12 protein-coding genes are annotated in these 13899 nt (G+C 74.8%); 8 read left to right on the top strand and 4 right to left on the bottom strand.

Annotated features, from left to right (window positions below):
- Nucleotides 1-217 precede the first annotated feature (217 nt).
- From D9753_RS04410 to D9753_RS04435, 6 genes are all read left to right on the top strand, one after another.
- A complete protein-coding gene (locus D9753_RS04410; protein WP_394346684.1) occupies nucleotides 218-964 on the top strand; it encodes a GAP family protein in 747 nt (248 codons plus the stop codon).
- A gap of 155 nt (nucleotides 965-1119) precedes the next feature.
- Nucleotides 1120-1578: a DUF6325 family protein gene (locus D9753_RS04415; protein ID WP_240468039.1), complete on the top strand. Its 459-nt coding sequence runs from the start codon at nucleotides 1120-1122 to the stop codon at nucleotides 1576-1578.
- 45 nt (nucleotides 1579-1623) lie between these two features.
- Nucleotides 1624-1953 (top strand): SHOCT domain-containing protein, encoded by a 330-nt coding sequence (locus tag D9753_RS04420; RefSeq protein WP_121790901.1) that lies wholly within the window; start codon nucleotides 1624-1626, stop codon nucleotides 1951-1953.
- Between the two features lie 14 nt (nucleotides 1954-1967).
- Complete coding sequence (locus tag D9753_RS04425; RefSeq protein ID WP_121785800.1) at nucleotides 1968-2405, top strand: DUF4186 domain-containing protein; 438 nt, start codon at nucleotides 1968-1970, stop codon at nucleotides 2403-2405.
- Between the two features lie 37 nt (nucleotides 2406-2442).
- The gene (locus tag D9753_RS04430) at nucleotides 2443-4662 is read left to right on the top strand and encodes an NADP-dependent isocitrate dehydrogenase (protein WP_121785801.1); all 2220 of its coding nucleotides are present in this window, start codon (nucleotides 2443-2445) and stop codon (nucleotides 4660-4662) included.
- 56 nt (nucleotides 4663-4718) lie between these two features.
- Nucleotides 4719-5498: an N-formylglutamate amidohydrolase gene (locus D9753_RS04435; protein WP_121785802.1), complete on the top strand. Its 780-nt coding sequence runs from the start codon at nucleotides 4719-4721 to the stop codon at nucleotides 5496-5498.
- 129 nt (nucleotides 5499-5627) lie between these two features.
- Here the strand turns inward: D9753_RS04435 and D9753_RS04440 are convergent, their stop codons facing one another.
- From D9753_RS04440 to D9753_RS04450, 3 genes are read right to left on the bottom strand one after another with little or no spacing between them, the layout of a single operon-like run.
- Complete coding sequence (locus D9753_RS04440) at nucleotides 5628-6092, bottom strand: hypothetical protein (RefSeq protein WP_240468429.1); 465 nt, start codon at nucleotides 6090-6092, stop codon at nucleotides 5628-5630.
- Nucleotides 6093-6106: 14 nt separating this feature from the next.
- On the bottom strand, nucleotides 6107-6745 hold the full coding sequence (locus D9753_RS04445) for an RNA polymerase sigma factor (protein WP_205614053.1): 639 nt from the start codon (nucleotides 6743-6745) through the stop codon (nucleotides 6107-6109).
- Nucleotides 6742-8166, bottom strand: coding sequence for a S8/S53 family peptidase (locus tag D9753_RS04450; RefSeq protein WP_121785805.1), 1425 nt, complete (start codon nucleotides 8164-8166; stop codon nucleotides 6742-6744). Before D9753_RS04450 ends, D9753_RS04445 begins: the two co-directional genes overlap by 4 nt.
- Nucleotides 8167-8242: 76 nt before the next feature.
- On the opposite strand from D9753_RS04450, the gene D9753_RS04455 reads away from it, so the two are divergent.
- The gene (locus D9753_RS04455; RefSeq protein WP_240468040.1) at nucleotides 8243-10855 is read left to right on the top strand and encodes a CHAT domain-containing protein; all 2613 of its coding nucleotides are present in this window, start codon (nucleotides 8243-8245) and stop codon (nucleotides 10853-10855) included.
- A gap of 32 nt (nucleotides 10856-10887) precedes the next feature.
- On the opposite strand, the gene D9753_RS04460 is transcribed toward D9753_RS04455, so the two are convergent.
- Complete coding sequence (locus tag D9753_RS04460; protein WP_121785806.1) at nucleotides 10888-12612, bottom strand: LuxR family transcriptional regulator AbsR2; 1725 nt, start codon at nucleotides 12610-12612, stop codon at nucleotides 10888-10890.
- A 95-nt stretch (nucleotides 12613-12707) separates the two neighbouring features.
- Here D9753_RS04460 and absR1 point away from each other — a divergent pair, with 95 nt between their 5' ends.
- Complete coding sequence (absR1, locus tag D9753_RS04465; protein ID WP_121785807.1) at nucleotides 12708-13793, top strand: beta-glucuronidase AbsR1; 1086 nt, start codon at nucleotides 12708-12710, stop codon at nucleotides 13791-13793.
- The last annotated feature ends 106 nt before the right edge of the window (nucleotides 13794-13899 follow it).

The following is a 13899-nucleotide window of genomic DNA, read 5'->3' on the forward strand; positions in this document are numbered from 1 at the left end:
TGCGCCGACTTCGCCCGGGCCATCAGCCTCTGGGCGCGCCCGGCCCGCTGCCATCAGGGTCTCGGGGACGGCATGACGTTGTTCCCTTCGCTGCCACTGCCTTCGCTGCGTCCAGGGTGGGGTGCCACGTGGCCGGCGGCACCCCGGCGGACGCCGTGCCGGCCGGCACGGGGACGGCCACGAGATGTCGTTCCCGCGGCTGCTGGCTACTGTCGTGGTGTCCCGACACGATGGGGTCGCCATGGTGCCCGACCTGCTGCTCATCGCCCTGGCCATCGCGCTCGACCCGCTGCCCGTCATGAGTTTCGTCCTGGTGCTGGGGTCGGCGAGGGGGGTGTGGAAAGGGCTGGTCTTCATCCTGAGCTGGCTGGCGTGTCTCGTCGTGGTGATCGTGCTCGTCCTGGCCGTGACCGGTGGACAACCGCCGGCTCCCCGGTCACCGCCCTCGACGGCCGTCCTCGCCGCCAAACTGCTCATCGGGGTGCTGCTGATCGTCTACGGCGGCCACCGGCACCGGCGGGCCATCGCCGCCGCCCGGGACCGCGGGGCCGGGCCGGGGCCCGGGACGGGTGGGGGCACGGACCCCGGGGTGGCCCGTGCCGACGGGCAGGCGTCGTCCGCGCGGCTGACGGAGAGGACGGACCGCATCACGGCCTGGGCCGCCGCCGGACTCGCCGTGCTCCTGCAGCCCTGGGGTCTGGTCGCGGCCGGCGCGACGACCGTGCTGGAGGCGGACACCTCGCACCTGTCGGCCTGGTTCGTGCTGTTCTGCTTCTGTCTGCTCGCCACCGCCGGCCTGCTCGCCGTCGAGCTGTACGTGGTGTTCAGTCCCGTCCGGGCGAAGGTGCGGCTGCTGCGGCTGCGGGCGTGGCTGGCGGGTCACCAGGAGCAGGCGCTGGTCACCATCTGCCTGGTGCTGGGCTGCTGGCTGATGGGGAAGAGCATCTACCAGCTCACCGGCTGATCCCGCGCGGGCGCGGAAGTGCGGGGCCCCGCGGCGCGTGCTGGAATGGCAGGCGGGTGCTGCCGGCCGTCGGCCGCGAAGGCGCTGCCGGGGCAACGGCAGGGCCGGACGGGCGAACGGTCCCGGCTCCTGTCCGGCTTCGATGAGGAGTGGCCATGGAGAGTGTCGAAGAGATGGGCCCCGTCGACTACCTGGTCATCGAGTTCCCCGGGAACCGCATGACGGGCGAGGCGTTCCCCCTGCTGGTCGAGCTGGCCGAGCGCGGCATCGTCCGCATCATCGACCTGGCGTTCGTACGCAAGGAGGCGGACGGTTCGGTCGTCGCACTGGAGTTGAGGGACCTCGGCGACGAGATGGACCTGTCCGTCTTCGAGGGAGCCTCGTCCGGGGTGCTGGACCAGAGCGACCTGGAGGAGGCCGCCAACGCCCTCGAACCCGGCAACGCGTCCGCGGTGCTGGTGTACGAGAACCTGTGGGCGGCCCCGCTGGCCCGTGCGCTGCGGCGCAGCGGGGCCCAGCTCGTCGCGGGCGGCCGCATCCCCGTACAGGCCCTGCTCGCCTCGCTGGACGCCATCGAGGACACCGTGCCCCCCGGCGGTTCCGCAGCCGCCTGAGCCGGTCCCGCACCGGCCGGCGCATCGACTTGGGAGATGACCGACATGCCCGGACTGCTTCGGGGCGTCGCACGCACAGCCGTCGTCGCCGGAACCGCCACCGCCGTGTCCAACCGTGTCTCACGGCGGCAGGCGGGCCGCTGGGCGCAGCAGGACTACGACCAGCAGCAGGCGTACGACCAGCAGCAGTACGCACAGCAGCAGGCCCCGCCGCCCCCGCCCGCCGCGCCCCCGACCCCCGCTCCCGTCCCCGCCGCCGCCGCCGATGACATGAGTCACCGGATCGATCAGCTCAAGCAGCTCGCCGACCTCAAGGCGCAGGGGGTACTGACGGACGAGGAGTTCGAGAACCAGAAGCGCCGGCTGCTGGCCTGAGCCGACGGGGGCCGGTGAGGGACGAGGACCGGGCCCGCGCGCTCCGCTCCCTGGACCGGCGGCTGGACGCGCTCGCCCGGCAGCCGTTCCGGGCGCGGTTCCACCTGCGCGGCCGGGACCGGGCGACCGCCGCGCTGAAGGGGCCGGTGACCCTCCGGCGACACGCGTTCGACCTGGTCGCCAGGCGGCTGGCGCCGGCCGAGCCGTACAAGGACGGCAAGCAGACGCCGTACCGCGGTCACCCGGTGTTCGTGGCCCAGCACGCCACCGCCACCTGCTGCCGGAGCTGCCTGGCACGCTGGCACGGCATCCCCGCGGGACGGGAGCTGACCCGTGCCCAACACCTGTACGTGGTGGACGTGATCTGCCGCTGGATCGCGCGCGAGATGGACGACGGCGCGTTTTCCGGCCAGGACCCCTGTCCAACCGACCCCGGTCACGAGATATCTTGATGTCGAGCAATGTTGCAGACGTGGAGCGGAGCACCCGGTGACTGACTCGACCATCATCTACACCTACACAGACGAGGCCCCGGCCCTGGCGACGCATTCGTTCCTGCCGGTGATCCGGGCGTACGCCTCGCAGGCCGGTGTACCCGTGGAGACCCGCGACATCTCGCTGGCAGGGCGCATCATCGCCCTCTTCCCGGAGTACCTGAACGAGGACCAGCGCATCCCCGACGCGCTGACCGAGCTGGGCGAGCTGGCCAAGACCCCCGCCGCCAACATCATCAAGCTGCCGAACATCTCGGCGTCGATCCCGCAGCTCAAGGCCGCCGTCGCCGAGCTCCAGGGCAAGGGCTACGCGCTGCCGGACTACCCGGACGACCCGAAGACCGACGAGGAGCGCGACATCCGCGCCCGCTACGACAAGGTCAAGGGCTCCGCCGTCAACCCGGTGCTGCGTGAGGGCAACTCCGACCGCCGCGCCCCGGCCTCGGTGAAGAACTACGCCAAGGCACACCCGCACCGCATGGGTGCCTGGAGCGGCGAGTCCCGGACCGACGTGGCGACCATGGGTGAGAACGACTTCCGCTCCACCGAGAAGTCCGTGGTGATCGCCGAGGACGGCGCGCTGCGGATCGAGCTGGTCGGCGAGGACGGCAGCACCACCGTGCTGCGCGAGTCCGTGCCGGTCCGCAAGGACGAGGTCGTCGACGCCTCCGTGCTCCGTGTCGCCGAGCTGAACACGTTCCTCGCCGCGCAGGTCGCCCGCGCCAAGGAGGAGGGCGTCCTGTTCTCCGTGCACCTGAAGGCCACGATGATGAAGGTCTCCGACCCGATCATCTTCGGTCACGTGGTGCGCACCTTCTTCCCGAAGACGTTCGCGAAGTACGGCGAGACCCTCAAGGCGGCCGGCCTCACCCCGAACGACGGCCTCGGCGGCATCCTGAAGGGCCTGGAGAAGCTGCCCGAGGGCGCCGAGATCAAGGCCTCCTTCGACGCCGAGATCGCCGAGGGCCCGGCCCTCGCCATGGTCGACTCCGACAAGGGCATCACCAACCTGCACGTGCCCTCGGACGTCATCATCGACGCCTCCATGCCGGCGATGATCCGCACCTCCGGCCACATGTGGGGCCCGGACGGCCAGGAGCACGACGCGCTCGCCGTCATCCCCGACTCCTCCTACGCCGGCGTCTACCAGGCCGTCATCGACGACTGCCGGGCCAACGGCGCCTTCGACCCGTCCACCATGGGCTCCGTGCCGAACGTCGGCCTCATGGCGCAGAAGGCCGAGGAGTACGGCTCCCACGACAAGACCTTCGAGATCCCGGCCGCCGGTACCGTCCGCCTGACCGACGGGGCCGGCAACGTGCTCATCGAGCAGCCGGTCGCCGCCGGCGACATCTTCCGCGCCTGCCAGACCAAGGATGACCCGATCCGCGACTGGATCAAGCTGGCCGTCACCCGTGCCCGCGCCACCGGCGACCCGGCCGTCTTCTGGCTGGACGAGACCCGCGCCCACGACGCGCAGCTGATCGCCAAGGTCAAGCAGTACCTCCCGGAGCACGACACCGAGGGCCTCGACATCCGGATCCTCGACCCGGTCCAGGCCACCAAGCTGTCGGTGGAGCGCATCCGCCGCGGCGAGAACACCATCTCGGTCACCGGCAACGTGCTGCGCGACTACCTGACCGACCTGTTCCCGATCCTGGAGCTGGGCACCAGCGCCAAGATGCTGTCGGTCGTCCCGCTGATGGCGGGCGGCGGCCTGTTCGAGACGGGCGCCGGCGGCTCCGCGCCCAAGCACGTCCAGCAGCTGGTCAAGGAGAACTACCTGCGCTGGGACTCGCTCGGCGAGTTCTTCGCGCTCGTCCCCTCCTTCGAGCAGTTCGCCGAGGCCACCGGCAACACCCGCGCCAAGGTCCTCGCCGACACCCTGGACCGCGCCACGGCGACCTTCCTCGAGGAGGACAAGTCCCCGACCCGGCGCGTCGGCGGCATCGACAACCGCGGGAGCCACTTCTACCTGTCCCTGTACTGGGCGCAGGAGCTGGCCCGGCAGACCGACGACGCCGACCTGGCCAAGGCGTTCGCGCCGCTGGCCGAGACCCTCGCCGCGAACGAGGAGCGGATCGTGGACGAGCTGAACGCCGTCCAGGGCTCCCCGGTCGACATCGGCGGCTACTACCAGGTCGACCAGGCCAAGGCGGACGCGGTCATGCGCCCGTCGGCCACCTGGAACGAGGTGCTGGCGTCGCTGAGCTGACGCTCGCGGCCCCACCGTCCCCGTAGGCTCCGCCCACCCCACCCCGGGAGCCGCCCGTGTCCTCCTTCGACCTCCTGCCCGGTGCCGCCGGCTCGCCCGTCCTGCTGCACGTGCCGCACTCCGCACGGGCGGTGCCGGACGACGTACGGGAAGGGATCCTGCTGGGCGACGCGGAGCTGGAACGGGAGCTGGACCACATCACGGACGCGCACACCGCCGAGATCGCCGAGCGGGCCGCCGCGCTCGCCGGGGTGCGGCCCTGGCGGTTCGTGAACCGGCTGTCGCGGCTGGTCGTGGACCCGGAGCGGTTCCCGGACGAGCGGGAGGAGATGCTCGCCGCCGGGATGGGCGCCGTGTACACGCGGACCACGCACCGCGGCGAGCTGCGGCCCGCGGACACCGACCCGGAGCCGCTGCTCGCCCGCTACTTCCGGCCGTACGCCGAGGCCATGACGGAGGCGGTCGCCGGACGGCTGGCCGCCACCGGGCGGGCCGTGATCATAGACGTGCACTCGTACCCGGCCGCGCCGCTCCCCTACGAGCTGCACGGCGCCGGGCCGCGCCCACCGGTGTGCCTGGGCACGGACGCCTTCCACACCCCGCCCGCGCTGGCCGAGGCCGCGCGCGAGGCGTTCGCCGGGTGCGGGGAGACCGGGCTGGACAGCCCGTTCGCGGGGACGTACGTACCGCTGGAGTTCTACGGCACCGACGCCCGGGTCGGCGCGCTGATGGTGGAGATCCGGCGGGACGTCTACATGACCGAGCCGGGCGGGCCCGCCGGGCCGGGTCTGGACCGGCTCGCCTCGGCACTGGCCACACTCGTCGACGCCCTGTAGCCCGCCCACCGGCCGGCGCCCTGCCGCGGGACAGCGGCGGGGCGCGGCGGGGTGAAGGGCGTCACCGGGCAGACGGCACCGGACGACGGTCCGCCGGCTCCGGGTGCCGCCCGTGGCCCGGTGAGCGTCTCAGGCCCGCAGCCACTCGGTGACGATCACCTCCGCGCCGGTGCGCAGCCGCAGGGCGAACGGGCCGGCCGGTGGCGTGTGGCTGGTGAACCGGCCGAGGGCGTCGGCCGCGACCGGGCGCGGGGTCCGGGGGCCGTCGAGCACCTCGATCCGGGCCGGCTGCGGCGGCAGCACCTGACCGATCAGTCCGTCGGCGGTGACCTCGACGTCGACGCTCACCTCGCCCGCCCGGAACGTCAGCATGCGCGGCGCGTCCATGACTCCCCGGACCGGCAGCGCGTCCACGAGCGAGTCGAAGGTCAGCTCGGCGAGCCGGGCGTCCAGGTCGTGCAGGGCGTAGGCGTCCAGGGCGCTCTGGAGCAGTTCGGCCGGGACGGGGTCCAGGACGGCGGCGGCCTGGCGCAGTTCCTCCTCCAGCAGCGTGTCCGCGTGCGTGTCCTCGTCCGGGACCGCTTCCCGGCGCAGCTCGTCGTCGCCGTTCACACCACACCCCGTGTGTCCATCCGGGCCCGCAGCCGGCGCAGACAGCGCTGGCGCAGCGGGCCGATGCTGCCGACCGCGATACCGAGGGCGGCGGAGATCTCGCCGTAGCTGGGCGGCGGCGAGGCCATCAGCACGCGCAGCAGTTGCCGGCAGCGCTCGCCCAGTGAGTCCAGCTCCTGCCAGAGCCGGCGGATCCGTTCGGCCCGGTCCGCCGCCTCCTCGTTGTCGATCAGCGACTCCTCCGGTGTCCGGTCCTGGCTGGCCCGGTCGAGAAGCTGCGGATCGTCGGTCAGGGTGAGCCGCGTCAGTTGTCTGAGCACCTTCAGGCATTCATGGCGGGCGGTGCTGGCCAGCCAGGCGGCGGTCTTGTCGGGCTCCCGGATCCGCCCCAGATGCTGGGCGAAGCGGAACCACACGGTCTGGAAGACCTCGTGCCCGTCGGCGTCCGAGAGCCGGTGTGCGCGCACGACCGACCACACCAGCGGACTCAGCCCTTCCACCAGCGCCTTCCAGGCCGCGGCGTCCCCGTCGACGGCGGACTGGACCAGCGCGCCGACCTCTGCTCGGTCCACGGCTCCACCCCTTGTGTACGGCACGTCATCGTACGCCGCGGAGCGGAGGGTTCCGGCCGTCATGCGGGCAGCGCCGGGATCACGGTCCGGACGGGGCGCCAGGTGGGCGGGCGCAGCGCGGGGACGCGCGCCCCGCGCACCTCGGCCCGGCCGGTCGCGGCCGCCAGCAGCCGGGCGGCGGCCACCCGCGGGTCGCGCTCCCCGTACGCCGTCATCCGGGCGGCGACGAGTCCCGCGGCCACCGGCGCGGCGAAGGAGGTCCCGCTCCACTGCGCGAGGCCGTCGAACATCACCTGATCCGGTTTGCCGCCGGTGTTCTCCCGGCCCTCGCTCAGCACGCCGGTGTGACGGGGGTACAGGCAGGTACAGGCGTAGTCGGAGCCGAACCGGCAGTCGTCGTAGGTGGAGTGCTGGTAGACGTACGGCACGGGGGTGACGAAGCCGGTGAGGGCGCTGGTGAGGCGCTCGCCGGGGGCATGGACGCGCACCCAGGGGCCGTGGTTGGTGAAGCAGGCCCCGGACTCGCCGTCCGCGCGCAGGGCGCCGACCGAGAGCACGCAGTCGGCGTACTCGGGCAGGGCGGCGTAGGCGGCGGGCCAGAACGGGGTGTCGCTGCCGTTGTTGCCGGCGGCGGCGACCAGCAGGGTGCGCCGGTCGCGCAGTTCCCGCATGAACGTGTCGAGACCGATCAGGCCGTCGGTGTCGGCGCCGGGGGTGCCGGCGGAGAGGCTGATGATGTCCGGCCAGCCGTCCCGGTCGACGGCCTCGAAGAGCCGGCCGGCGAACTCGGACTCCAGGACGGCACCGGCGTCGTTGAGGGTGCCCCGGACGGTGATGTCGGTGTTGGGCGCGAGGGCCGCGACGATCCCGGCGATGAACGTGCCGTGGCCGACGTACTGGTGGAGCACCCCGTCGCCGCCGGTCTCGGTAAGCTGGGCGTCGCCGGTGGTGTGGGCGAGCGGCGGGTAGGCGAGGTGGTCGTGCACCAGACCGGTGTCGATCACGAGGACACCGACCGCGGTGGCCGGGTCGTGACCGCCCCCGGAGACGGCCGGGTTGGCGTCCTCGGTGCGCGGGGCGGGCACGGGCTCGTCGCCGGGGCAGGCGTTGACCGCGATGTGCAGCACGTGGTTGCGGCCGGCCAGCCGGCGGCCCCCGCGCCGCTCGGCCGCCCGTACGGCGCGCAGCGCGTGCGGCACGGTGTCCTCGCCCCCGGCCGGGTCGCCGACCCGGATCCGGGTGACGCCGGTGCGGTCCGCCGGCGGGTCCACGCGTCCCACGTGGTCGGGGACGAGGCCCGGGGTCTCGGTGAAGTGGGCGCGCACGGCGTCCTCGACGAACCGGGCCTCCTCACCGCCCCGGACGAGGACGACACCCTTCTCGTAGAGGAGGCCCGGGGTGTCGTCGGGCCCCATGGTGAGGGGGACGTCCGGCAGGGAGCGCCGGATGTGCTCGAACTGCTCGTGGAATCGTTCTGGTGCCATGTCGTGTTCTCCCCCTCGGGACGGTGTCCGACAGTGAGAGTCGCGGGACCACCGTCTGATACAGCAGGCCACTACCATGCGAGACGTGACAGCGGGAAGCGAGTCGGTGCTCGAACTGCTGCCCATGGTGTTCGCCGATCCGGGCGAGGCCCGGGCACGCGCGGAACACGTCCTGCGCTCCGCCGCGCCGCCGTTGCACGCCAGCGTGGCCCACCAGGTACTCGGCATCTGGCAGCGGGACTTCGGCGACCTGCGCATCGCGCTCCGGCATCTGCGGCGGGCCCGGGACCTGGCCGCGCGCGCCGAGTCGGCCGACCGGGAGGCCGATGTGCTCGCGACGTTGGGGGTCGCACTGGTGCACGCGGGGCGCACGCGGCAGGGGCTCGCGTCGTTCGAGCGGGGGGTCGCCCGGGGCAGCGGGCACACCCGGGCCCGGGTGCTGTTCCGGCGGGCCTACGTGTGGTGGGTGCTGGGGCGTCACCGGGAGGCGCTGGAGGACGTCCGGCGGGCGCTGCCGGTGCTGCGGCAGGTCGGTGACGACATCTGGACCGCGCGGGCGCTGACCCTGCGGGCGACCGTGCATCTGGCGCTCGGGGCGGTGGACCGGGCGGTCGCGGACTTCACGGCGGCGGAGCGGCTGTGGGACACCACCGGCCAGGAGCACGACAAGGCGGACGCGGTGGAGAGCCGGGGGCTGGCCGCGTTCCGGTCCGGGGACATCCCCGCGGCGCTGCGGCTGCTGGACGAGGCCGAGGAGCGGTACGCCAAGCTGGGCACGCCCACCTACAACCTGTCGATCCGGCGGTGCGAGGTGCTGATGGCGGCGGGGCTCGCCCCGGAGGCGCTGGCCGAGGCGGACGCGGCCGGCGCGGTGCTGGACCGGATCGGCGGGCAGTCCACCCGCAGGGCCGAGCTGCTGCTCGCGGCGGCGCGGGCCGCCCGCTCGGCCGGGGACCCGCACACCGCGACGGCCCGCGCCGCCGTCGCCGTACGGCTGTTCGCCGCGCAGCGGCGGACGTGGTGGGAGACGCACGCCCGGCTGGTGCTGATCGACGCGCGGGTGGCGGCCGGGCGCCGGTCGGGGCGGCTGGTCGGGGACGCGGCGGCGGTCGCCGAGCGGCTGGCCTCCTTCGGGTCGCCCGCCGCCCCCGAGGCCTCGCTGCTGGCGGGCCGGATCGCGCTGGAGCTGGGCTGGACGGCCGACGCCGAACGACATCTGGCGGTGGCCGCCCGCAGCCGCAACTGCGGGCGGCCACCGGCCCGGATGACCGGCTGGGCCGCGCAGGCGCTGCGGGCGCGGGCCGCCGGTTCGCGGCGGGGCGTGCTGGAGGCGTGCCGGCGCGGCCTGGCCGTGCTGGACGACCACCGGATGACGCTGGGCGCCTCGGAGCTGCGCGCCCACGCCACCGCGCAGGGCGCCGAACTGGCCGCACTGGCACAGGAGGTGAGCCTCGCCCAGGGCAGTCCGCGGCGGCTGCTGGTGTGGAGCGAGCGGTGGCGGGCGACCGTGCTGTCCGCGCCGCCGGCCCGGCCGCCGCACGATCCGGCGCTGCTGAGCGGGCTGACCGCCTACCGGGAGATCGCGGCCCGCGCGGAGGCCGCCCGGATGGAGGGCCGCCCGGTGCCGGCGCTGGAGCGTGAACAGCGGCGCCTGGAGCGGGAGATCCGCTCCCGGACCCGGCACATCGGCGGTGCCGCCGCCGGCGCGGGTGACCGTTTCGACGTGGCCCGGCTGCTGGACCGGCTCGGTGACGGGTGGCTGGTGGAACTGGCCGTCGTGGACGGCCGGGTGCACGTGCTGCTGTGCGGGCGGGGCAGGGTACGGCGGTTCGCCGGCGGTTCGCTGGCGGAGGCGGTGGCCGAGGCCGAGCATGTGCAGGCCGGGCTGCGGCGGCTCGCGCACCCGGGTGCCGAGGCGCGGCTGCCGCTGGTGGAGGCGGCGGGCCGGCGGTTGCAGGAGCTGCTGCTCGCCGGGGCGGCTAAGCGGCTCGGGCCGGGCCCGGTGGTGATCGTGCCGCCGGGGGCGCTGCACCGCGTGCCGTGGGCGCTGCTGCCCGCGCTGCGGGAGCGGGTGCTCAGCGTGTCACCGTCGGCGGGAAGCTGGCTGCGGGCCCGGGAGACGGAGCCGCCGCCGGAGGGCCGGCCGGTGCTGGTCCGCGGTCCCGGCCTGGCGACGGGCGGTGCCGAGGTGCCCGAACTGGCCGGCCGGTACGGCACGGCGACGGTCCTGGAGGGCGACGACGCGCAGGTGCCCCGGGTGCTGGCGGAACTCGACGGGGCGGGCCTCGCCCATCTCGCGGCGCACGGCACGTTCCGCGCCGACAGCCCGCTGTTCTCCGCCCTGAGGATGGCCGACGGACCGCTGATCGTGCACGACTTCGAGCGGCTGTCGCGCAGCCCGTACCGGATCATCCTCTCAAGCTGCGACACCGCCCGCCTCGCTTCGGTCGGCGCCGACGAACTCCTCGGCCTGGTCACCGCGTTGCTGCCGCTGGGCACGGCCGGGGTGGTGGCCAGCAGCGCACCGGTCAACGACGCGGCGGTGGTGCCGCTGATGCTGGCCCTGCACAAGGGCCTCGGCGCGGGTCTCTCCCTGGCCGAGGCCCTGCGTGACGCCCGTACGACGTTGCCGGGCGACGCGGTGCACCAGGCGACGGGCTGGGCGTTCGCGGCGTTCGGGGCGGCCTGAGGGGCCGTGCCGGGCCCCTGTCGGGGCCCCCGCTACACCGTCTCCCGTTCGGGCACGTCCACCAGCCACGGCAGCGCGCCCCGGCCCCCCGTGCCCAGCCGGGTGTAGGCGCCGTACAGATGGTTGCCCACCGTCCGCACGGACAGGGTCAGCTTCTCGGCGATCTCCCGGTTGCTCAGCCCGGCCGCCGCCAGCGCGACGATCTGCCGCTGTCGTGCGGTGAGTTCGCCGAGGAGCAGCCCGGTCAGGGCTGGTGTGCGGGCCCCCTGGCAGCGGCGGGCCAGGGCGACGGCCCGGGTGAGGGACAGCCGCGCGGCACGCGGATCGCGGTGGGCGCGTGCGGCCTGGGCGTGGGCCTCCGCCGCGTACAGCAGGAACCCCCGGCCCGCGAGCGCCTGCGCGGCCCGGTCCAGCGCGGCCCCGTCTCCGCGGGCCAGCGCCTCGGCGTGCCGGGCGAACACGCTGCCGGCCGGCAGCCGTCCGACCGTCTCCCGGGGAGCACCGAGGCGTACGGCGCCGTAGAGCGCGTGGATGTCGTCGGGGTCGGCCGTTTCCCCCGGCTCCCCTTCCGCCAGGGCCAGTTCCGTCCGGCACCCGGTGTCCCCGGGGGTCTCCCGCAGCCCCTCCCGGGCCCAGGCCGCCGCCTCCCGCAGCTCGCCCCGCAGTCGCGCGAACCGGGCGCGGACCGCGGCGTACCCGGCCGGCAGCGGGCCGCCCTCCGCCACCAGCCACTCGCCCACCGGCGTCGGCACCGCCCGTACGTCGAACCGCTCCAACCGCTCCGCCAGGAGCCGCTGTTCGGCGGCCAGCGCCGGCCCGTACGCGAAGGGTGCGCGGCCCAGCCGGCGGGCCCGCAGCCGGCCGGCCGTGGCGCGCAGCGCGGCGCCGTGCAGCGGATGGGCGAGGGTGACGCCACCCTCGTCGTCGACGTCGACGAGGCCGTCCGCCTCCAGGCGTTCGAGGGCGTCCAGGTCCAGCCCGTCCACCGGCAGCGGCCGGGGTTCGGCGAACGCCAGGCGGTCCAGGGTGTCGCGCTCGCCGGGGCCGGACCGCTCCAGGACGGGGGCGAGCCGCTCGCGGACGGCCGGGGTGACCGGCGGCGCGCCCCGCCAGGCCCGCTCGCCGGTGCCGGGCACGGGCGTCAGCCGTCCGGACGCGGCGAGCGCGGTCACCAGGTCGCGCAGCAGCCGCAGATCGCCCCGGCACGCCCGGTGCAGTTGGCGCACGGTGAGCGGTTCCAGTGCGGCGCCGGCGAGCAGCCGGGCGGTGTCCTCGTGGGACAGCGGGGCGAGGGCCAGCCGGGGCAGCAGTTCCCCGGTCCACAGCCGGGACACCGCGCCCGGCGCGGGCACCTCGTCCGCGGCGGCCACGACCAGGCGGGTGCGTCCGTGCACGGCGAGCTGGTGGACCAGGGCGGCGGAGGCCTCGTCCAGCAACTGGGCGTCGTCCACGACGAGCAGCCGCACCCCGGACAGGGCGCGGACCGCGTCGTGCAGCGAGACGGTGCCGGGGAGCAGCGGGGCGAAGGCGCCGAAGGGCAGGTCTCGGGCCTCGGGCGTGCCGGTCACCCGGGCGTGGTCCGTGCCCCGCACCGCCTGCGTGATCAGCCGGGTCTTGCCGCGGCCGGCCGGCCCGGTCACCACGATCCCGGGCCGGCCGGCGGCGGACGCGCCGCGCACCAGGTCCAGTTCGTCCGTCCGGCCCGTGAACGGCCAGGGCGGTGCGGGCGTGCTCGCGTCCTGTTCGTCAGTTCTCACGTCATCCTGAGCGCGCGTACTCAGGTTTGATACAGGGCGACTTGAGTAGCCCCCGACTCAGGCGCGCGGCCGGGGCGGTGCGGCACGCTGGCCGCATGACCCGACGCCTCTGCTCGCTCCCGCGGCAGCCGGCCCCGTCCTTCGCACCGGGGCTGACCGCCGGGCGGCTGGGCGCGCTGCTCGCCGGGCGGCGGATGTGGGTCAACGGCACGGTCCTGCACTACTGCTTCCTGGACAGCCGCTCCGACGCCTCGGTGATCCCGGTCCCCGGGTCCGGTGAACTGCGCCGGGTGCCGTGGGCGGGCGGCGCGGAGCAGCGGGACGTGGTCCGCGGGTGCTTCCGCGAGTGGCAGGACCTCGGCATCGGCGTCACGTTCGCCGAGGTCGGCGACCGGCACGAGGCGGAACTGCGGATCGGGTTCCAGACCGGTGCCGGTTCCTGGTCGGCGGTCGGCCGGGACGCGCTGTCGACGGGGCGCGGCGAGCGCACCGTCAACCTCGGCTGGGAGGTGACCGCGCCCGGGGAGCGCGGGACGGTCCTGCACCAGCTCGGGCACGCGCTCGGCATGGTGCACGAGCACCAGAGCCCCTTCGCCGGGCTGCACTGGGACGACGAGGCCGTGTACGCCGAGCTGGCGGGCCCGCCGAACTTCTGGAGCCGGGAGACGACGTACACGAACGTGCTGCGCCGGCTGGACGCCTGCGCGGCGGGCGGCTCGGTGTGGGACCCGCAGTCGGTGATGACGCTGCCGATCGGGCCGGGGCTGGTGCTGGAGCCGGAGCAGTACCGCGGGGGACTGCGCCCGCCCGGTGTCCCGTCCCCGGCCGACAAGGAGTTCGTGCTGCGCTGGTACCCGCCCACCGGGCTGTCCGAGCCGGCCGCGCTGGTGCCGTTCCGCTCCGCGCCGCTCGGGCTCGGGCCGGGCGAGCAGGCCGACTTCACCGTCGAGCCGCCGGAGACCCGCGAGTACACGGTGGGGGTGTTCGGCGACGCCGACACCGTGCTGGTGGTCTTCGAGGAGCGCGACGGGGAACCGCGCTTCCTCGCGGGGCACGACGACGGCGGCACGCCGGACAACGCCGCCGTCCGGGTCCGGCTCGTCAGGGGCCGCCGCTACACCGTCCGGGTCCGCCTGTACTCCACGTGGGGTTCGGGAGAGACGGCCGTCATGTGCTGGTGACGGCACCCGGACGGCATCCGGCCACAGTCCGGCGCCGGGGAACGGCCGCGGACGTCACCCACGGGGGAGGTGACGTCCGCGGCCTCGCCGACGCCCGGACCGGTCA

This window comes from Streptomyces dangxiongensis (assembly GCF_003675325.1).
GTDB classification, from domain to species: domain Bacteria; phylum Actinomycetota; class Actinomycetes; order Streptomycetales; family Streptomycetaceae; genus Streptomyces; species Streptomyces dangxiongensis.